General features: G+C 66.7%; 21 protein-coding genes and 2 pseudogenes. 19 read left to right on the forward strand and 4 right to left on the reverse strand.

Translation table 11 applies throughout. The features are described from left to right. Positions 1-106 precede the first annotated feature (106 nt). From IZR01_RS00990 to IZR01_RS01040, 11 genes are all read left to right on the forward strand, one after another. Positions 107-757: a DUF2975 domain-containing protein gene (locus tag IZR01_RS00990; protein WP_194922521.1), complete on the forward strand. Its 651-nt coding sequence runs from the start codon at positions 107-109 to the stop codon at positions 755-757. After that, positions 754-1,011 carry a helix-turn-helix domain-containing protein gene (locus tag IZR01_RS00995; RefSeq protein ID WP_323746866.1) on the forward strand — a complete coding sequence of 86 codons (258 nt, stop codon included), beginning with the start codon at positions 754-756 and terminating at the stop codon, positions 1,009-1,011. Before IZR01_RS00990 ends, IZR01_RS00995 begins: the two co-directional genes overlap by 4 nt. A 733-nt stretch (positions 1,012-1,744) precedes the next feature. Beyond that, positions 1,745-2,374, forward strand: coding sequence for an integrase core domain-containing protein (locus IZR01_RS52905; protein ID WP_194922522.1), 630 nt, complete (start codon positions 1,745-1,747; stop codon positions 2,372-2,374). Positions 2,375-2,379: 5 nt separating this feature from the next. Then, positions 2,380-2,727 (forward strand): hypothetical protein, encoded by a 348-nt coding sequence (locus IZR01_RS01005; protein WP_194922523.1) that lies wholly within the window; start codon positions 2,380-2,382, stop codon positions 2,725-2,727. After that, complete coding sequence (locus IZR01_RS01010; RefSeq protein ID WP_194922524.1) at positions 2,700-3,299, forward strand: nitroreductase family protein; 600 nt, start codon at positions 2,700-2,702, stop codon at positions 3,297-3,299. The genes IZR01_RS01005 and IZR01_RS01010 overlap by 28 nt, the downstream gene beginning before the upstream one ends. Further along, positions 3,296-3,718 (forward strand): hypothetical protein, encoded by a 423-nt coding sequence (locus IZR01_RS01015; protein WP_194891243.1) that lies wholly within the window; start codon positions 3,296-3,298, stop codon positions 3,716-3,718. The genes IZR01_RS01010 and IZR01_RS01015 overlap by 4 nt, the downstream gene beginning before the upstream one ends. Further along, entirely contained in the window at positions 3,715-4,584 is an 870-nt protein-coding gene (locus IZR01_RS01020) for a fumarylacetoacetate hydrolase family protein (RefSeq protein ID WP_194922525.1), read from the forward strand. Before IZR01_RS01015 ends, IZR01_RS01020 begins: the two co-directional genes overlap by 4 nt. Positions 4,585-4,596: 12 nt before the next feature. Then, the gene (locus IZR01_RS01025; RefSeq protein WP_194891241.1) at positions 4,597-5,055 is read left to right on the forward strand and encodes a nuclear transport factor 2 family protein; all 459 of its coding nucleotides are present in this window, start codon (positions 4,597-4,599) and stop codon (positions 5,053-5,055) included. A gap of 202 nt (positions 5,056-5,257) precedes the next feature. After that, positions 5,258-6,919: an FAD-dependent oxidoreductase gene (locus tag IZR01_RS01030; RefSeq protein ID WP_194891240.1), complete on the forward strand. Its 1,662-nt coding sequence runs from the start codon at positions 5,258-5,260 to the stop codon at positions 6,917-6,919. Next, on the forward strand, positions 6,906-8,411 hold the full coding sequence (locus tag IZR01_RS01035) for an AMP-binding protein (protein WP_194922526.1): 1,506 nt from the start codon (positions 6,906-6,908) through the stop codon (positions 8,409-8,411). Before IZR01_RS01030 ends, IZR01_RS01035 begins: the two co-directional genes overlap by 14 nt. A 137-nt stretch (positions 8,412-8,548) precedes the next feature. Beyond that, the gene (locus IZR01_RS01040; protein WP_194891238.1) at positions 8,549-8,983 is read left to right on the forward strand and encodes a MarR family winged helix-turn-helix transcriptional regulator; all 435 of its coding nucleotides are present in this window, start codon (positions 8,549-8,551) and stop codon (positions 8,981-8,983) included. Positions 8,984-9,341: 358 nt separating this feature from the next. On the opposite strand, the gene rpmG is transcribed toward IZR01_RS01040, so the two are convergent. Continuing rightward, positions 9,342-9,506, reverse strand: a complete 165-nt coding sequence (gene rpmG / locus IZR01_RS01045; protein ID WP_194891237.1) for a 50S ribosomal protein L33 — start codon at positions 9,504-9,506, stop codon at positions 9,342-9,344. Between the two features lie 144 nt (positions 9,507-9,650). Between rpmG and rpmB the strand changes: the two genes are divergently transcribed. The 5 genes and pseudogenes from rpmB to IZR01_RS53995 all read left to right on the forward strand — a co-directional run. Beyond that, positions 9,651-9,887 carry a 50S ribosomal protein L28 gene (rpmB, locus tag IZR01_RS01050; RefSeq protein ID WP_194891236.1) on the forward strand — a complete coding sequence of 79 codons (237 nt, stop codon included), beginning with the start codon at positions 9,651-9,653 and terminating at the stop codon, positions 9,885-9,887. Next, positions 9,887-10,192, forward strand: coding sequence for a 30S ribosomal protein S14 (gene rpsN, locus IZR01_RS01055; RefSeq protein ID WP_194922528.1), 306 nt, complete (start codon positions 9,887-9,889; stop codon positions 10,190-10,192). The genes rpmB and rpsN overlap by 1 nt, the downstream gene beginning before the upstream one ends. 24 nt (positions 10,193-10,216) lie before the next feature. Continuing rightward, positions 10,217-11,398, forward strand: a complete 1,182-nt coding sequence (locus IZR01_RS01060) for a CobW family GTP-binding protein (protein ID WP_323746867.1) — start codon at positions 10,217-10,219, stop codon at positions 11,396-11,398. Between the two features lie 21 nt (positions 11,399-11,419). Then, a complete protein-coding gene (rpsR, locus tag IZR01_RS01065; protein WP_194922529.1) occupies positions 11,420-11,683 on the forward strand; it encodes a 30S ribosomal protein S18 in 264 nt (87 codons plus the stop codon). Then, positions 11,680-11,836, forward strand: a pseudogene (locus IZR01_RS53995) (GTP-binding protein); the annotation flags it as partial. The gene rpsR and the pseudogene IZR01_RS53995, both read left to right, overlap by 4 nt. On the opposite strand, the pseudogene IZR01_RS01075 reads toward IZR01_RS53995, so the two are convergent. Beyond that, a pseudogene (locus IZR01_RS01075) lies at positions 11,802-12,044 on the reverse strand (cobalt ABC transporter ATP-binding protein); the annotation flags it as partial. The pseudogenes IZR01_RS53995 and IZR01_RS01075 sit on opposite strands and share 35 nt — an antisense overlap. A gap of 266 nt (positions 12,045-12,310) precedes the next feature. After that, complete coding sequence (locus IZR01_RS01080; protein ID WP_194922530.1) at positions 12,311-14,926, reverse strand: cell wall-binding repeat-containing protein; 2,616 nt, start codon at positions 14,924-14,926, stop codon at positions 12,311-12,313. Positions 14,927-15,165: 239 nt separating this feature from the next. Between IZR01_RS01080 and IZR01_RS01085 the strand changes: the two genes are divergently transcribed. Further along, positions 15,166-15,693: a hypothetical protein gene (locus tag IZR01_RS01085; protein WP_194922531.1), complete on the forward strand. Its 528-nt coding sequence runs from the start codon at positions 15,166-15,168 to the stop codon at positions 15,691-15,693. Here IZR01_RS01085 and IZR01_RS54000 read toward each other — a convergent pair. Then, on the reverse strand, positions 15,636-16,433 hold the full coding sequence (locus IZR01_RS54000) for a TetR/AcrR family transcriptional regulator (protein ID WP_369125461.1): 798 nt from the start codon (positions 16,431-16,433) through the stop codon (positions 15,636-15,638). The two genes, IZR01_RS01085 and IZR01_RS54000, sit on opposite strands and share 58 nt — an antisense overlap. A 245-nt stretch (positions 16,434-16,678) precedes the next feature. On the opposite strand from IZR01_RS54000, the gene IZR01_RS01095 reads away from it, so the two are divergent. Together IZR01_RS01095 and IZR01_RS01100 are read left to right on the forward strand one after the other, a co-directional pair. Beyond that, on the forward strand, positions 16,679-17,512 hold the full coding sequence (locus IZR01_RS01095) for an enoyl-CoA hydratase/isomerase family protein (protein WP_194922533.1): 834 nt from the start codon (positions 16,679-16,681) through the stop codon (positions 17,510-17,512). A 14-nt stretch (positions 17,513-17,526) separates the two neighbouring features. Further along, complete coding sequence (locus IZR01_RS01100) at positions 17,527-18,540, forward strand: NADPH:quinone reductase (protein ID WP_194922534.1); 1,014 nt, start codon at positions 17,527-17,529, stop codon at positions 18,538-18,540. Positions 18,541-18,644 lie beyond the last annotated feature (104 nt).

The raw sequence follows: 18,644 nt of genomic DNA on the forward strand, positions 1-18,644 counted from the left end.
GCGTTGCCGATGCCCAGGATCTCAGGGCTCTTGCCGTATCGCTTTTCGTTGGTTACGTTTTTCGATAGCAACGATAATCGATATGGGGGCGGTCCGGATGACAGCGATGACACGGAAGCAGCGCGACCCGCTGCAGCCCTTGCTCACCGTGGTTGACTTCATCTTCTCGGGGCTGGTGGTGGTCACGGTGCTCGGGGCGGGTCTGGCGGTGTTCAGCCGCGGCGTGAGCATCTTCGGCTGGAGCCGAACCGTTCCCTACTCGGTGTGCGTACCGACAGACGACAGCAACTTCCGGGCCACGGGGATCACCGTCGAACCGGGCGGGCTTCGGCCGGGCACTGGCGCCTCGATGCAATCCGCCAGCATCTGCCTCCTGCATCCGACTACAGGCCAGGCCGTGGCACTGACCATCGCCCAAGTGACGGGGTTCGTCCTGTTCGCGGGCGCGTTCTATCTGGTCCGACGACTGCTGCGCGATGCCGCCAAGAATGGTCTATTCACGCCAGACCTCGCCCGATGGCTACGAGCCCTCGGATGGTGGCTGCTCGCGGGAGAGGTGATCGCGACCATCGTCGTGGCCGCCATTCGAATCAGTCTGCTGAACAGAATGGTGAACGACCGCATCGGCCCTGGCCTTTGGTATGGCTACCTGCACGGATCGTGGACTGTCATCTTCTTCGGTGTCGGGCTGATCACCGCCGCGCGGATCATGAGGGTCGGCTCTGTGATGCGCGAAGACCTTGAGGGCACGGTGTGACGACCTCTGACGACCTGGGGCCAACGATCTCCGTGCACCTGGACCGGCTGCTGGCCGACCGAGGCATGACACTCACCGAACTCTCTCAGTTGGCCGGAGTGTCCACTGTGAACCTGTCGATCCTCAAGAACGGCAGAGCCAAGGCCATCCGCTTCACGACACTGACGGCACTCTGCGAGGTCCTGGACTGCCAGCCCGGAGACATCCTCGGCTTCCAGCCACGTCCGAAGACGGTTGATCTCAGCGACGCCTAGAAGCTGCGTTGTGAGCCCAGCCAGGCTGAGGTGAGCCCAGTGGGGGGAGCTTGGGCGCTGTTCGAGATCGTGCTCAAGGGTTTGACGATCCTCGGGACGACCTCGAAGACGGGCTCGCGAAGGAGCTCACCGAAGACGACGGTGAACGCGGTCACCATGCCGTCCTCGCGCCGCTCGGGGCGCGAAGCGCCCGCCAGCGGTTCCGGGTGGGGTTGAGGGTGCCGAGAAATCCATCGATGCTGGTCACCTGCTTGCCGTCGTGACCGATGACCGGGGATGATCGGTGCTCCTGCCTGCGCTTCGTCTTCCTTCTCGCGGCTCGGCTACCGCTCTCGCACGTCTGTCCCGGCGCGATACAACGTGGAAGAACGCGGAGATCCTCCTTCTGCGTCACCAGCTGGCTGTCCTACAGCGTCAGTTCGGTGAGCGCACCCGGCCGAGATGTCGTGGGCCGACCGGGCGCTGATCGGGCTCCTGCTCGGCTTGATACCGAAGGCGCGGCAACCAGGGCTCCGGCTGATCGTCGCCCCCGGCACGATCGTGGGCTGGCGTCGTGACATCCTGCGCCGTCGCTGGGCGGCAAAGTCGAAACCTAAGGGCTGGCCCGCGACCCGCCGCAACGTCAAAGCCCTGGTGCTTCAGATGGGCCCGGGAGAACGAAGGATGGGGCTATCGGCTCATCGCTGGGGAACTGGCCGGCCTCGGCGTCACGATCACACCCTCCACCGCGTGGGTGATCCTCAAGAAGGCCGGCATCGGCCCCGCGCCCAGGCGCTCCGGGCCAGCCTGGACACAGTTCCTACGTTCCCAGGCCCAAGCGATCCTCGCCACCGGCTTCTTCACCATCGATCGGCTCGACGGCACCACCGCCTACGCCCTGACGATGATCGAGCACGCCACCCGGTGGATCGGCGCCGCCGCTCACCCGACCGCCGCCTGGACCGTCCAGACGGCCCGCAACGCCCTGATGGATCTGGAAGGCCAAGCCGACCGGTTCAAGTTCCTCATACGAGACCGCGGCCCGCAGTTCACCGCATCCTTCGACGCCGTGTTCGCCTCCGCCGACATCGAGATCGTCACCACGGCCGTCCGGCCTCCGGTCATGAACGCGATCCAGGAACGCTGGCACCGATCGGTCCGCGCCGAACTCCTGGACCGCAGCCTCGTCTGGAACCTCGCCCACCTCCGACGCGTCCTGACCGAATACGAGTCCTTCTACAACGAGCATCGGCCCCACTGCGTCCTCGGCCAGGCCGCGCCACCCAAGCCGCTCCCCGACAACGTCGTCGTCCTCGACCAATTCCGCGCCACCGGCCACGATCGGATCGGCGGCACCCTCCACGGATACCACATGGAGGATTGACCTGCATGGATGGACTTCTCGGCGCCCTCAGGCCGTCGACCCGGCAGACGCGCGCCAAGATCGTCCGCATCACGCCCCTGGGCGGCCATGCGCGGTGGCGCGCGTCCGAGGCCGTGGCCCGACACCGGCAGCGTTGGGTCGACCGTCTCGGCGCGGAACTGGAACTTGTCGGGGCGATCATCCACGGCCGCACCGACATCGTCGACATGAAAGTGCTTCGTGCACGAACTCGTCCAGACGGTGACGCGGACTACAGCAATATAGTCAAGCACTACGACGGTCAAGTATCTTGTGTATCTCGCCGGCGTGTGCCAGCCTTCTGCCCATGGCAGGTGGCAACGTGGCCCACGTGACACAGGACGACCGACCAGTGGCGCAGGCCCTGGAGGACCGTCGTAGCTGTGCCGGTTTCCGGCCGTTTTTGGTCGGGCTGGACGAGATCTGCTCAATCGCCGAGGTCGCGGGTCTGGCGCCGAGTGAGCTGGATTTGCAGCCCTGGCGGGTTCACGTCGCTCAGGGCAGCGCGCTTGACCGCGTGTGCTCGGCGTTGCTGGAATCCAACGTCGCCAAGGCCCGCGCGGCCGGCACGGCACTCGTGCTCAGCGGCGACACGGCCACGGTGGACGACAGTCCGGTCGCAGCGCGCTTCTACGAGAACCGGTCCCGTCGCGACTTCGTCCTGCGAAATGTGTCGATGTATCTGATGGCTTTCATGCTTGTGGCGGAGTCGCGGGGGCTTGCCACTCGGCCGATGGCCGGGTTCGACGAGGAGGCGTTGTCCGCTGTCTGCGGATTCGCGCCGACACAGTTCCCGGTCGCGGTTCTGCTCATCGGGGCATCCGATGGGCGTCGGCCGGATCGGCGGGGCAGGCGCCTGGACCCGGCGGTGATGGTGGTCCGACTCGGCGATGGCGCGCACCGATGAACGATTGCCTGCTCTGTACCCACGCCTCGACCGCGCCGACTGAGGTCTACCGCGATGACTGGTGGGCGGCGACCGTCTTTCCGGCGCTGGCGGTCCCGGGGTGGTATGTCCTGCGGCTGCTTCGGCACGCCGAGGGACTCGCGGCGATGACCCAGCCCGAGGCCGAGGCGCTGGGCAGGGCATTGCGACGGTTGAGCGGGGCCGTCACGGTCACCTGCCACACCGACGTGGTCTATGCGACGTGCTTCGGTGAGGACAACCGGCACCTGCATTGGCTGGTGATGGCGCGCGCCGACGACATCCCCGCCGAGCAACGGCGTGGACGGCTGGCAGAGCAGGCAGCGCGGCTGGTCGACCCAGCCCGTGCGCAGGTGACGGCGGCCCGCGTCCGCGACGCCGTAACGGAGGTCGCACCGTGAGACTCACCCGCATTGACGACCGGGCCTGCATCCAGGTCGGCGAACAGCACTACGACATCGCACGCCTGTCCGATCAGCAGCTGCCTTCCGAACTCGACGTGCTGGTTCGGCACGAGTTGCTGCCCCAGGTCGCCGCGCTGGCAACGCGCGCCCCCGGTCACGACGACGCGGTACTGAACGGTCAGGTCGGCCCACCGATCCGCCGCCCCGGCACGATATTCGGCTGGGGCTTGAACTTCGGTGACCACACAACGCAGAGCGGCTTGGCACAGGATGAGCTTCCGACGCTGTTCGTCAAATTCCCGTCGGCGGTGACCGGGCCATACGACCCGATCGTCATCCCCCAGGGGTGCGACCAGGTCGACTGGGAGGCCGAACTCGCGATCGTCATCGGCAAGCCGGGACGGCACATCACCGGCGGCGACGCGATGTCCCATGTCGCCGGGCTGATGTGCGCGCAGGATGTGAGCGAACGACACGTACAGCTCAACGCGGGAACGCAGTTCTGCCTCGGCAAGGGCTTCGACACGTTCTGCCCGTGGGGCCCGGCGCTCGTCACGCTCGACGAATTGCCGGATCTCGCATCCCTGGAGATCAGCTGCCGGCTCAACGGAGAGTTGGTACAGCGCGCATCCGTCGGCGAGATGTTGTGCGATGTGGCCGAGCTGATCACCCGACTGAGCCGATTCACGACCCTGCGAGCCGGCGACGTGATCCTGGGAGGCAGCCCGGGGGGCGTGGGCCTGTTCCAGACGCCACCCCGCTTCCTCGCAAACGGCGACGTCCTGGAGACGGCCATCACGGGGATCGGCTCCCTCCTCAATCACGTCACAGACGAGAACCACGCTGATCAGCAACCTTCGTAGGAGACAACCGCCATGGCTGAGCACATCTTGGGTAGTCCGCACGAGGTCGGCACCGTCGAGCACGCTCAGTGGCTCGTCGACCGCCATCTCCAGGAAGAGAACCCTCTGCACATCGAGCAGGCGATGCGCCTTTATACCGAAGACGTCATCTGGGAGGTGCCCGGCCGGCGCCTCACGTATCAGGGCAAGGAACAGGTCAAGGCCAACTACCTGCGCATCTTCGACGCGGCTGAGGACATCTCATTCGAGCCGATCGAGCGATTCGCCACGCCGGAACGCGTCGTCGACGACATGTGGGTCCGGTTCAAACTGATCGGCCCGGGCTTCGAGAACGCACCGATGCCATACGGCACGCGAGTCAAGATGCGTCTTGTCCACAACTTTCACATCACCGACGGCCTGATCTCGCGAGAGATCGGCTACGAGATGTGGATGGCTGACGACGGTGATCCCGCCGATACGAATCCGTGAACGGCGCAGACTGATGGACGGCCCGGAACAAGTCGAGACGGACGGCTCGGCGGCGCCGCGGTAGGCCTCTGGGCCTCGGCGGCGCCGCGGTAGACCTCTCAGCCTCGGCGGCGCTGTCACAGCTCGGGATCTCGGGTTCAGCTCTGGCGAATCCACGCATGGACGGTCTACTAGACCATCACGGATACGGACTATCGTGCATATGGGCCTGAACAGGAAGACCGCGCAGGATGTGATCGTCGTCGGTGCCGGTCCCGTCGGTCTGGCGACGGCGATCGAGCTCGCGCAGCGTGGAATCGCCGTGACCCTGCTTGAGCGCTCCGAGCGCATCACGCCCCAACCCCGAGCGAAGCTGGTGAACGTCCGCTCGATGTCGTTGATGCGGCGATGGGGAATCGCCGAAAGCGTGAGGTCGGCTGCACCGCTTGGCCGTGAGTGGCCGGGCGACATCGCGTTCGTGACGGAGTTGCTCGGTTTCGAGGTTGCCCGGATGCCGAACGCGCTGATGACCCAGGGCGTGCCAGGAGAGGTCGCCCCGGAGACGGCGCTCACGATTCCTCAACGCGAGTTCGAGCAGGTGCTGCTGGATCTGCTGCGCAGCTTCGCGCTCGCCCGTGTCGTCATGGGGGTCACGGTGTCGGGGGTCGTTCAGGCAGCCGAGGAAGTGCTGGTGACCTGTCGCGATGCCGATGGCGCTGAGCAGGTCGAGAAGGCGAGCTGGCTCGTCGGGTGCGACGGCGCACACAGTGCTGTGCGGGCTGCGATCGGGGTTGAGATGTCGGGGCAGCCGGCGATCGCGCGGAACCTCGGGGTGGTCTTCCGGTCAGACGCGCTCGCGGCCATGAACCCTCATGCCGATGCGGTGCAGTACTGGGTGGCGAACCCCGACTGGCCGGGAATCATGGGGCAGCTGGATACGCAGGGGACCTGGTGGGCTCAGCTGACCGGTTTCGCAAACGATCAGGACCTGCGCGCGCTCGACATCGAGCAGCACATTCGGGGCATGATCGGCTCGGCCGATTCACCTGTCGAGGTTCTCGGCACCGAATCGTGGGCGGCGCGGCAACAGCTGGCCGATACCTACCGGCGCGGACGGGTGCTCTTGGCCGGCGACGCGGCCCACCTGCACCCGCCGATGGGCGGATACGGGATGAACATGGGCCTGGGCGACGCGGTCGATCTGGGCTGGAGGCTCGCCGCGGTCCTGCAGGGATGGGCCGGTCCGGAACTCCTCGACGGCTACGTGAGCGAACGTCGCGAGGTTCACCGCCGAGTGCTCACCGAGTCGACCGCGAACTACCGGCATCTCAGCCAGAGCTTCGGCGATCCGGCGTTGTTCGACGATTCCCCGCTCGGGCAACGTGCCCGTGACCGAACGGGCGCGCAGATCGTGACAGCCAAGATGCGTGAGTTCCGATCGATCGGCATGCAACTTGGATGCTTTTACACGCAGTCCCCACAGATTGTCTATGGCGGGCGCGACACGCTTGAGTTCTCCGTGACCGAGTACCACCCGAGTTCAGCGGCCGGGCACCTTGCTCCGCACGTGTGGCTGGACGACGATGTCGCGCTCTACGACACCCTCGGCCCCGGGCTCACCGCACTGCTTTCGTGTGGCACGCCGACCCGGCCGAGCGAAGGGACGACACGGCTGGTCGATGCCGCGCGGCGGCTGGGCACCCCGATCACCACAGTCCATCTCCCCGACGCCGCACGCCGGCTCTATCCGTGTCGCTACACACTGGTTCGCCCGGACCAGTACGTCGCGTACTCCGGGGGCGTGCCGCGATCGGGCTGGGAACCACTGCTCGCTTCGATCACCGCGACAACGAGACGAGGCATGGAACCCCATGAGCCTTCCTAGTCTGTTCGACCGTGGCGTCACGGTCGCCGGACGACGATTGTTCCTCGTCGAGGGCGACCAGAAGTGGACCTATCTGGAGGCAGACGAGCTGATTCGGGGCATGGCGTCCGCGCTGGTTGAGCGCGGAGTGACCAAGGCGACGCCGGTCGCCGTCCTGTCACCGAACAGCGCGTTCGGGTTCATGGCCGTCCTCGCGGTACTGCGCGCGGGTGGCACCTGGGTTCCGCTCAATGTCCGCGCCGAGCCGCGGTCAAGCGCGACGTACCTCAGCCGCACCGGAACGCATTTGTGCATCGTCCACGAGGACCTGGCTGACGTCGCCGCCGAAATCCACGGTCATTGCGCAGTCGAATCGCTGCCGCTCGGCGAGCTGGTGAACGCGGGCCACGGCGCGAGCGTCGGACTTCCGGCGGTGCAACCGGATGATCTCGCCGTGCTCATGCCCACCGGCGGCACCACCGGCGAGCCGAAGGCCGCGCGCCTCACGCACCGGGTCTTCGACATCTTCGTGGCCAACTTCCTGTCGGGCATGCCGGTCACTGACGCGACGGCAACCCATCTCATCGCAGCACCGATGACCCACGCAGCCGGATTCCTCGCCTTCGCATTAATGAGTAAAGGCGCTACCAATATCGTCCACGGGCAGGTCGATCCCGTCAGGATTCTGGCGGATATCGCAGCGCACAAGGTCACCCATCTCTTCTTGCCGCCGACGGTCATCTATATGCTGCTGGCCGAGCCGACCCTCGGCGTGCACGACTACTCGAGTCTGGAGAACTTCGTCTACGCCGCCGCGCCGATGAGCGTGGCTAAGCTCCGCGACGCGCTCACGGTATTCGGGCCGGTCATGACCCAGGTCTACGGGCAGGCTGAGGCACCGATGACCATCACGTACCTGTCTCCGTCCGACCACGTCGCGGCGCTGCGCGACGCCCCGGCTCTGCTCGCCTCGTGCGGTCGAGGCACCCCCTTCGTCGAGCTGTCGGTCGTCGACCCCGCCGGCTCGCCGGTGCCACCTGGCACGGCCGGTGAGATCTGCGTCCGGGGCGACCTCGTCATGGAGTGCTATCACGGCGAGGAGCCGAGTGACCGAAGCGCGTGGCACCACACCGGTGACGTGGGCCATCTCGACGTCAACGGCTATCTCTTCATCACCGACCGCCTCCGCGACATGATCATCAGCGGCGGCTTCAACATCTACCCCACCGAGATCGAGCAGGTCCTGTGGTCCCACCCGGCCGTGCAGGACTGCGCCGTCGTCGGGGTGCCGGATCCGAAGTGGGGCGAGGCGGTGACCGCGATCGTCCAGCTTCGCAACGGTCACACGGTCGACGACGTCGAGCTCATGCAGTTGGTTCGCGCCCGGCTCGGCGGCATGAAAACGCCCAAGGCAATCCACTTCTGGCTCGACCTCCCCCGAAGCCCCGTCGGCAAGGTGCTACGCCGCAAAGTGCGCGACACCTTCTGGGAAGGGCACGACCGAGCGGTATGACGACCGGCCGGATGTACTCCGATCACCCAGCCTCGTCTTGCGATCCAGTGAGCCGCGGTGACTATGCTGGCGATGTGTCCGCACAACGTCCCGATTCCGCCCCGCTACCGCAATCCTTGGACAACCTCGGATTGCTGATGGCACTGACCTTCCGAACAATCGTCGATCGCCACGCGGCGGTGTTGGCCGAGCGCGGCCACGGCTGGCTGCGCCCCTCGCACGCCTATGTCCTGCACGCCCTGGAAGAGCAGCCGCGCAGCATCAAAGAGCTGTCCGAGTTCAACCAGGTCTCCAAGCAGGCCATGAGCCAGATCATCGACCAACTCCAGGAACGCGCCCTCGTGAGCCGAAGCATCGACCCCACCGACCGGCGAGCCCGCGCGATCCAGATCACCGAACAGGGCCGGCAGACCCTGGTACAAGCAGCAAGCGCCTGGGTGGCCGTGGAGGAAGAAGTGCGCACCGCCGTAGGCGAACGCGACCTCGCCACGACGATGCGCACGATGCGCCGGTACCTCGAGTCCGAGCCCCACGGTGCGAAAGACTCGACCAAGCTCAGCCGGGTCTGGTAGTCCTCAGCGATACCCGAGTCGAGACACCGTCATCACAGCCTCACTGAGTCAGGGAGCGAAGTTCAACGCCGTGTGCCTGTCCTGCGGCTAGTTCTCTCCGTACGAGTGGAGGCGATTTGCTTTCAATCGTCCAGCGCGAACCGTTCGGCCCCTTCGCCCGGTTCAGGCGGAGGGGGCTCGAAGGAGGGGACCTCGACCGTGCCGGGGACCTCCGTTTCGCTGCGCGAGCAGAGGTCCGCGCTGCCGGACGAATGCCGGGTCAGAAGTTACCCGCGGCGGGATTGGAGTCTGGCGGCCTGGTCGCGGAAGACGACGGGCCGGTAGTCGGGGTGGATTCCGGGCTTCATGCGGGTTCCTCCTAGCGCTCTTCGCGGAACTCGACGTGGCGGCGGATGACGGGGTCGTACTTGCGCAGGACCAGGCGGTCGGGGTCGTTCCGCCGGTTCTTTCGAGTCACGTAGGTGTATCCGGTGCCCGCGGTGGAGCGGAGCTTGATGACGGGGCGCAGTTCGTTGCGGGCCATGGGTGCGGGCGTCTCCTGCAAGGTGATGGTCGCGGTGACCGGGTGGCGTTGCCGGCCAGCTTATTGGCAACAGTTTTCATTTTCATCTAGGGTGGCACGTGGAAGCAACCCGACGAGCAACCAGACCTCCGGAAAGGACCCTCCGTGTCCGCACACTGCATGGTCACCGGCCGCAAGCCGATGTTCGGCAACCAGATCTCGCACTCGCACCGGCGCACCAGCCGCCGGTTCGACCCCAACATCCAGACCAAGCGCTACTGGCTGGCGAGCGAGAACCGGTCCGTGAAGCTGAAGCTGTCCGCCAAGGGCGTCAAGACCGTCGACAAGCAGGGCATCGAGAAGGTCGTCGCCCGGCTGCGCGCCGAGGGGGTGCGCCTCTGATGGCGAAGGCCTCGAAGATCGCCAAGAACGACCAGCGGCGCGATGTGGTGGCCCGGTACGCCGAGCGGCGCGCCGAACTCAAGAAGCTGATCGCCTCCCCGCACACCCCCGCCGAGCAGCGCGCCACCGCCGTGCAGGAACTACAGCGCCAACCGCGCGACGCCAGCGCCACCCGGGTGCGCAACCGCGACTCGGTGGACGGTCGGCCGCGCGGCTACGTGGGCGCCTTCGGCCTGTCCCGGATCAACCTGCGGACACATGCCCACGCCGGGCACCTGCCCGGTGTCCGCAAGTCCAGCTGGTAATCGAGGCCTCGGAAAGGAATCACCGTGTCCGTCGCGGATCTGCTGCCCGTGGTGATCGTGACCGGCCTGCATCGCGAGCAACGGCGCCAGGCGGTACGCGAGCTGTTCCGGCAGCCCGGTGCCGTCGTGCTGCATCACGACCTGTCCAAGGCCGGCGAAGGGGAAGTCATTCGCCAGGTGTGGGAGCGCGACGGGCTCCGCGCCGAGCGCGTCCCGCTGGTCAACGACTGCCCGTGCTGCGCTTTGCGGGAGGACCTGCTGCCGCTGCTGGTGCGGCTCGCCGTGGCCGGTCGGCACAGGCTGGCGATCGTCGACCTGTGGGACGGCAGCGATCCGGAGCCGCTGGTCGCGACCATCGCCGGGGAGGACGTGGCCGGGGACCGCCGCATGGACGAGTTCGTCAAGGTGGTCGGCGTGGTCGCGGCGGTGGATCCGCTGCGGGTGGTCGCCGATCTGCGGCGCAACGACGCGCTGGCCGACCACGGCCTGCACACCGGCCCGGATGACGAGGGCACGATCGCCGAGACGCTGGCGCACCAGATCGAATACGCGAACGTGCTGGCGGTCGGTTATGCCTCGGACGCCGACGAGCACGAGCTCAGGACCGGCCTGGCCATGCTGCGCCGGCTCAGCCCGACCGCGCGCGCCCTCACGCTGCAAACCCAGCAGTTAGTCCCCGCGGCCCTGGCCGGCTTCGATGTCGAGCAGGCGGCGCAGCGTGTCGACCCGGCGCTGGCCCTGCTGCCGACACAAGGCGAGGACGACGGTGTCCACACCTTGGTCTGGCGCCGACGCCGACCGCTGCACCCAGGCCGCCTGTACGAAGCGCTGGAACACCTGGTGCCGGTCGCCGAGCGCAGCCGCGGCCGCTTCTGGCTGGCCAACCGGCCCGGCGTGATGCTCGCCTGGGACGCCGCCGGCGCCAGCCTGACCGTCGGTGACTGCGGACCTTGGCTGGCCGCACTGTCCGACGCGGAGTGGGAGGAACACCCGCCCGAGCGCCGCGCCGCCGCGGCAATGGAATGGGACCCGCGCTACGGCGACCGCGTGCAACTGCTCTCCTTCACCTCCCCCGGACTCGACATCGACGCCGTGGCCGGCATCCTCGACGACTGCCTGCTCACCGACGACGAGGTCGCCGCCGGCGAGCCCGCCTGGCGAGGACTGCCCGACGCCTTCGAAGAACTCCTCGACCCCGTCGCCTGAACTCCACAAGAAAGAACCCTGATGCCCCGCTACACCGCCGCCGACCGTGGCAAGCCGCGCAAGAAGAAGCGCCCCGACAGGGCGCTGGCCGCCCGACTGGAACACGTCGACTATAAGGACACCGATCTGCTGCGCATGTTCATCTCCGATCGCGGCAAGATCCGCAGCCGACGGGTGAGCGGACTGAGCGTCCGGCAACAGCACGCGATCGCACGCGCGGTGAAGAACGCCCGTGAGATGGCGCTCCTGCCCTACGCCTCCGCCTCCAAGGGCAGCGGCCGATGACCATCGGGACCGCGCCGCTGCCGGTGACGGTGTTGTCCGGGTTCCTGGGCGCGGGCAAGACCACGCTGCTCAACACACCTGCTGACCAACCGCGAAGGCCTGCGGGTCGCGGTCATCGTCAACGACATGAGCGAGATCGGCATCGCGCCAGCGCCTCGGCGACCTGCTCGACGGTCAGGTACTCCAGCGGCGCGAGGATCTTCGTGGTCTGTGGCGCGAACGCCGGGGATGCCACTATGACCTCCGCCGTGGGCCCGTCAGCGACCACGTCACCCTCCGCGAGCACGACCACCCGGTCGGCGCAGGCGGCAACGAATTCGACGTCGTGCGTGGACACCGCGACCGCGCGCCCTTCCGCAGCGGCGCGATGGGGAGATCGTGCAAGGGCCGCCGAAGACGCCGACGAGTGTGCGGGAGGTGGCGCTGGATCGGACCACGGTGAAGGTGTTGAAGGCCCACCGCCGGAAGCAAGAAGCCGAGTGCCGGGCCTGCGATATGGTGCCGTCCGGGTTCGTGTTCCCAGGCGTCGCACATAGCGATTGCCGTTCAGGGGTTTGACGGCTGCACACCTGGTCGGAGGGCGCCCCCGGCAGGATTCGAACCTGCGGCCATCGGGTTAGAAGCGCGTCAGGGGCGCAGCTCCACCAACGCGGCGATCTGTCCCTCGACGAAGTCTGAGATCGCCGCCTGCCCGCCGAACAGGGTGACGTTCTCCTGGCGCTTCCCGTCGACGGTCAGCTCGTGGGCGGTGTCGGCCGGCAGCGTGTCCGGGTCCGTGAGCAGCAGCGGCTGGCCGGCGGCGGCCATCAGCGCGCCGCCGGACAGGGCGTCCGGGAAAGTCGTCCCGGTCGCCACACCGAACAGGGTCACGGCGCTCAAATGGAAAAGCCGCACGGTGTTCGCCGCTGTGGCGTACCGGTCGTTGCCGACGGCGGTCTCGATCTGCTTGCCCCCGGCAGGGACCTGCTTCGCCACGGCGTCCCAAGCCGGCCCGCCGACCGCGATCACGGTCTGGTGGGCCTGCACGAAGGCAGCCGTGGCCGGATCCATGCGGTTCTTGTCCGAGAGCACCAGCACGGCGCCGCGGTTCGCCGCGAGCGGTCCGGCCGCCAGCGCGTCGGCGAAGTCGTCGCCGCGGGCCACCACGACCGTGGCCGTGGCGCCCATGCCGTCCTGCGCGATCTTCAGCGCGGTGTCGAACCGGCTCGCGCCGCCGTAGCGGACGATCCGGTAGCCGAGCGCACGCACCTGCTTCTCAACCGCCGGGCTGATCGCCGACTCCCCGCCCAGGAGGTAGACGGTGCGGGAATGGTCGTGGCCGAGCACCCGGTCAATCTCCGCCGCGGTCGGCGTGCCGAGGTCCTTGGGGTCGGTCAGCAGCAGCGGGCCGCCGACGCGTGCGGCCAGCGGTCCGCCGGCCAGCGCGTCGGCGAACGCGTCGCCGCGGGCCAAGACGACCGCCTTCGCAGTGCCGCCTGGGAACTGGCGGAGTGAGGCGTCGATCGCGGTCTCGTAGCGGTCCCGGCCGCCCACGCGGGTGACTGTCCCGCCCGCCGCACCGGCCGGCGGCGGTGGCGTCTGGCCGGGGATGGTGACGGCCACCTGCTTGGACGCGGTGCCTGTCCAGCCGTTCTGGTCGCGGACCGTGACGGTGACGGTGTAGGTGCCGGATGCCGCGTAGTAGTGGTCGGAGTATCCGGCGTCGTTGTTCTTGTCCGACTGCCCGTCGCCGAATTCGAAGTCGTATGTCGCGCCCGGGCCCCAGGAAGCGTTGACCGTGACCAAGTGCGGATCATCGGCGTTCGGCTGGAAGGACGACACCACCGGCGTCACCTTGGTGGGGGCCGGGGCGGCGGTGAACTCCGCTGTCGCCGTCTCACCCTTCTGGCCGGTGAACGTCACGGTGCCGTGGTAGGTCCCGGCTGCGGGGTAGTGGTGAGTGCTCTGACTCGTCGTGGCGGAACCGTCGCCGTAGGAATAAAGGACTGACACCGGGCCGGACCACTGGAACATCCCGTCGGTTTGCACGGTGGCGTCCAAGTAGTTCTGCGGTGACAGACCCAGTGCCGCGGTGGCGGTGAACGGCCTGGTCTGCATGCCCGTGAACTCGCGGGCGCCGCGGTCGGCGTAGCCGACCGGTCCGGATCCGGTGTCCGCCACGTCGGGGTCGTCGACCCGGTCGACGGCCGGCTCACCCGGGGCGGCCGCGTCGGCCGCGTCGATGGCCGGGGAGTTCCAGGTCAGCCGGTAGGAAGGCGCGACGAAGTACTCCTGAGGCGTGGCCGGCCAGTCCGGGTCGTTGGAGGTGTCGAGCTGCGCCGCACCGTCCAGGTCCGCCGACCCCAGATGCGCGCTGTCGAAAGCTTGGCCGGTCGCGTAGGCGCTGGTTCCCCAAAGAACCGACGTCGTCCGATAGGTGCTGCCAAAGAGGTCGTGTCCCACCAGGGTATCGGCGATCGCCGTGGCGGCCACGGTGAGGGCCGGTTGGGGGCCGCCGTCGGCGAAGATGTCGTTCTCGACCACGGCGCCGGTCGAGGCTCCGGACAGGACGACGTCGGCGATGTTGCCGGCGGCCGTGTCCGAGACGAGGCGCACGTCTTTCGAGTCGGTGACCTGGATACCGGTCCCGTAGACCTCGCCGATGATCGTGCCGCTGACCGTCGTGCGGTCCGACCCGTTCTCGACGAGGATGCCCGCGGTCAGGTTGGTGCCATCGCTGTTGTCGGCCTCGACGTGGCTGTCGGTGACGGTCGAGTCTGTCGTCGCGGAAAGCCGTATCCCGAAGGGAGCCGAGTGGCTATCGCCGGAGACGAAATAGTGCGGCGTGACCAGGACGTGGTTCACGGTCAGCGCCGACGAGCCGGAAGCGTCCAGGCCGCCCAGCCGGACGTCGCGGACCACGACGTCGTGCTGCCCGGTGACGCTGACCACGGTCTGCCAGCTGTTGTCAGTGAACGTCTGGTCGGCATAGTGGCTGTAGACGGTGATCGGCTTGCCCGGTGCGCCCGAGCCGGCGATCTTGTCCGTCGCTCCGAGTTTACCGACCAGCACCGAGTCGCCGGGCTGGGCGGCGGCGGTCGCGCCGGCGAGCGTGCAGTACAGGGCACTGTCGGCGCGCGGCGCGGCGTCGGAGCACGTCCCGGTGAAACCGACGCGAAGCGTCACCGGCGCGGTCGTATCGGCGTCGGCGGCAGCCGCCATCGGCGCGCCCAGCACCGCGATAGAGAGCGCTGATATCGACATGGTTGTGATCCGGCGTGCGCGCATACCGACCCCCGTAGACCGTGACCCCACCCTGACAAGCCGCGACGAGTTTCGCGGGATCGAAGGTCGGCAGTCAACTCCGGCGATCGCGGCCCTCATCAAGCGGGCCGCGACCGTGGCACCCAGCCGGCTCACCCCTGAGCGGTTCAATAGCACCGCCGTGGCGCTCACCTGGGACGTTTCGGGCCGGAGCGGCATCTGTTGCGGGATGATGGGACTTGCTGGCCGCCGCTGTGCTCGGCACCACAGACCATCCCACCGCTGCCTGGGTCACCCAGGCGGCGCGGAACCTGGTCATGGACCTGGAAGAAGCCGGAGCCACGGTCAAGTACCTGATCCGGGGCCGGGACGCGAAGTTCCCGCCGCTGTTCGACGAGATCCTCGCACAGGCCGGGATCCAGGTCGTGCTCAGCGGTATCCGCATGCCGCGGATGAACCCGGTCATGCAGCGGTGGGTGCAGACCTGCCGTCACAAACTGCTGGACCGCACCTTGGTCTGGAACCAGCGTCACCTGCTTCACGTCCTGCACGAGTACGAAACGCACTACAACCCCGGACGGCATTATCGGCAGGCGCAGAGGTCTACGGCTTCCTCGGGCTCCCGGCGCCGGCGCCGGGGCCGCTCACGGTGGGAGTCGCGAGCAACCAGCCTGCCGTTAGGGCGGGCGTCAGTCAGCACGGCTTGGTGTCAAGAATTCGAGAGCGAGCTGGGCCGTCGCCCCGGTCGTGGACCGTTGGCAGGTTGAATCAGGTCGTCCAGCCGAGGGGGTCTCGGCAACTCGCAGTCTGTGGCGGTATCGGATAGCCCGGCAAGAAGGATTGCCAGCGTACGTTCCCACGCGGCGCCTCCAGTCGTGCTCTCCATGCTGCACTGCACAGCCAGGAGAACAAGAAGAAGATCTTCGGGAACCACACCCGCTCTCAGCACGCCCGCATCCTGCCCGGCCCTGATGAGCTTCAGTTGCCGCTGTCGGAGCTGGCGACGCAAGCGACCCGCGATCTGCGAGTCCGGCAGAGGGAGTGTGAACGTTCGGACCAGGCTGCGATCGACGAGCCCACGAGCGCATAGGCCCCGCACGTAAGAGAGGACCGCCTCTTCGGGAGCCAACGCGAGCGCGTCGTCAGCGGTGTCTACATGCTCCAGCAGGCGCTGTTCGATGACGGCTTGGACGAGCTGCGCGCGGTCGAAGTGGCGCGAAAGCGTTGCCACGCCGACCCCGGCGACAGCAGCGATCTCAGACAGCGGCACCTCGCAACCACGCTCGGCGAACACCACTCGCGCAGCGCTGATGATCCGAGCACGGCTTTCGATCGCATCTCGTCGTAGCGGCTTCACAGACATGCCTCCAGCGTAGCAACTGGAAGTAATACTTCCACCTCCTCTCGATCCGGGGTACGGTGAGCGCAAGGTGGAACAGTTGCTTCCACATAGATGACTGATTGATACGGAGGTGTCCTCGGGTCCGACTGTGAGGACCCGGAGCATGCCCGCCAGGTACGCGACGTGGCGGTCCTCCTCATCGAGCGCTGCCGGGGACTGCCGCGAGACAACTCGTCGCGCTCATGCTCTGGGAGCCGCGCTCGGAGGGCAGTCGGACGACACGGAAGTCCGATTAGCCGCTCAGGTCGATGCTCGAGTCGAGTTTTGCCTCCTGATGCCGTTGCCTGGCTTGAATCTGCGTGAACACCGATATTCGATAGTCGAGAAATCCGAAGGTGAGGAGATGTCACATGGTGACGTCCGTTGATTATGAGTTGTTCGAATCGGTGGAAGTGGAGATCAGTGGGGCCGTAGCGACTGTGAGTTTGTTGACCACAGAACGAGTGGCGGTTCTCAGCGCGCAGGGCTCTCACGCTGAACTCCACTTCGACCTCGGCCGGGCGCTCGCACGATTGCGAGAGGATGATGCGGTCAGGGTTGTAGTCATCACTGGCATCGACGACGGCGCGCCGTGGATTCTGCCAGCTCCGCCCTACGCGGAGGGCAACAGGCTCGATCCCGAGCCGATCGACTTTCCGGACTGGATGTGGAAAGGATTTCAGGGTGTGCGGCTGACTCAGCAAACACTGGCCGAAATGGAGAAGCCGGTGATCGCTCGAGTTAATGGAGACTGTATCGGGTTCAGCCAAAGCATCATGTTCGGCTGCGACCTGATCGTCGCCAGGGAAGATGCGATAGTGGCCGATGCGCATATGGACCTGCAGAAGATCTTTGGGTTCGACACGGTTCCGGGTGACGGCGGAGGTGCGCTGGTGCCCTTGCACATGTTCCCGGCCAAAGCGATGGAATACCTGCTTCTTGCCAAGCCCTACACGGCCGCCGAACTGGCCACCATGGGTGCGATCAATTACGCCGTTCCCCCGGCTGAACTGGATCAGGTCGTTGACGACATGGTTCGTCAACTTCTGTCGAAGTCCGCCTATGCGCTTGCTCTGACCAAGCGTGTTGTGAAGAGACGAGTGGCCGAACAGCTCAACCTGACCCTCGACGCCGCCTCTGCATACGAATGGGTGAACTTCCTTCACTATCGAGGCAGTAACGGCAAACCCAACGTCAATCTCTAGTCAGGAGTCTCGACTTGCGAGCCATTGTCTACACCCGCCCCGGAACCTCCGACGTTCTGTCTCTGGCCGAGCGGGACATTCCCGAGCCCGGTCCGGGCGAAGTTCGTGTCCGCCTGATGCGTTCCGGAGTCAATCCCACCGATTGGCGATTCCGAATCCGACCGCTGCTGTTCGATGAAGTGACGCCGGGTCAAGACGGTGCCGGCGTTGTCGACGCGGTGGGGCCGCATGTCGGTGATTTTGCGGTTGGGGATCGCGTCTGGCTGATTCTCGCCCAGCATGGAAAGCCTTCCGGTACGGCAGCTGAGTATGTAGTGCAACCGATAAGCCGCGTCATCCCTTTGCCCGATGGAGTGGGTTTCGACATCGGTGCCTCGATCGGGATCCCTGCCCTGACCGCGCATCGTGCTCTGACGGTGCACGATCGCGGCCCCTGGCATCTAGGGCCGGGCACGATGACCGGACTGACGGTCCTGGTGCAGGGCGGTGCCGGCGCGGTCGGCAACGCCGCAGTCCAGTTGGCGCGCTGGTCGGGCGCGACCGTCGTCACAACGGTGAGTTCGACAAGCAAGGGATCGTTGGCGAAGGCCGCTGGTGCCCACCATGTGATCAACTATCGGCAAGGCGGCACCGAGAGCGCGGTACGCGCCGCCGCGCCTGACGGCGTGGACTTGGTGGTGGAGGTCGCTCCAGCCCAGAACAACGCACTGGACCTCGCTGTTGTGAAAACCGGCGGAACCATATCGATCTATGCCAAGCACGGGGGCGACGAATACTCAGTACCCATTCTGGAAACCTATTTCAAGAACCTCCGATATCAATACCTTGTCTTGTACTCCCTGCACGCCGAGGCACTGGCGCGGGCGGCGAGTGACGTGACGGCGGCCATCGCCACTGGTGGCTTCCGCATCGGTGAGGAGTCTGGACTCCCGATCCATCACTTCCCCCTGGCGGAAGCTGCGGCGGCGCAGGACGCGGTCGAACAAGGAGCGGTCGGCAAAGTGCTTTTGGACATAGCGGAGACATGATCGCGACGCCGATGCATTGAGGGGATCCCTTCTTCCGGGCAAGACGAGCACCCTCACACGCTCCGCGACGCCTGTGCTGGTCAGAAACCCGGCGTTTCTGACCA

The organism is Catenulispora pinisilvae (assembly GCF_015356865.1).
Lineage (GTDB): Bacteria > Actinomycetota > Actinomycetes > Streptomycetales > Catenulisporaceae > Catenulispora > Catenulispora pinisilvae.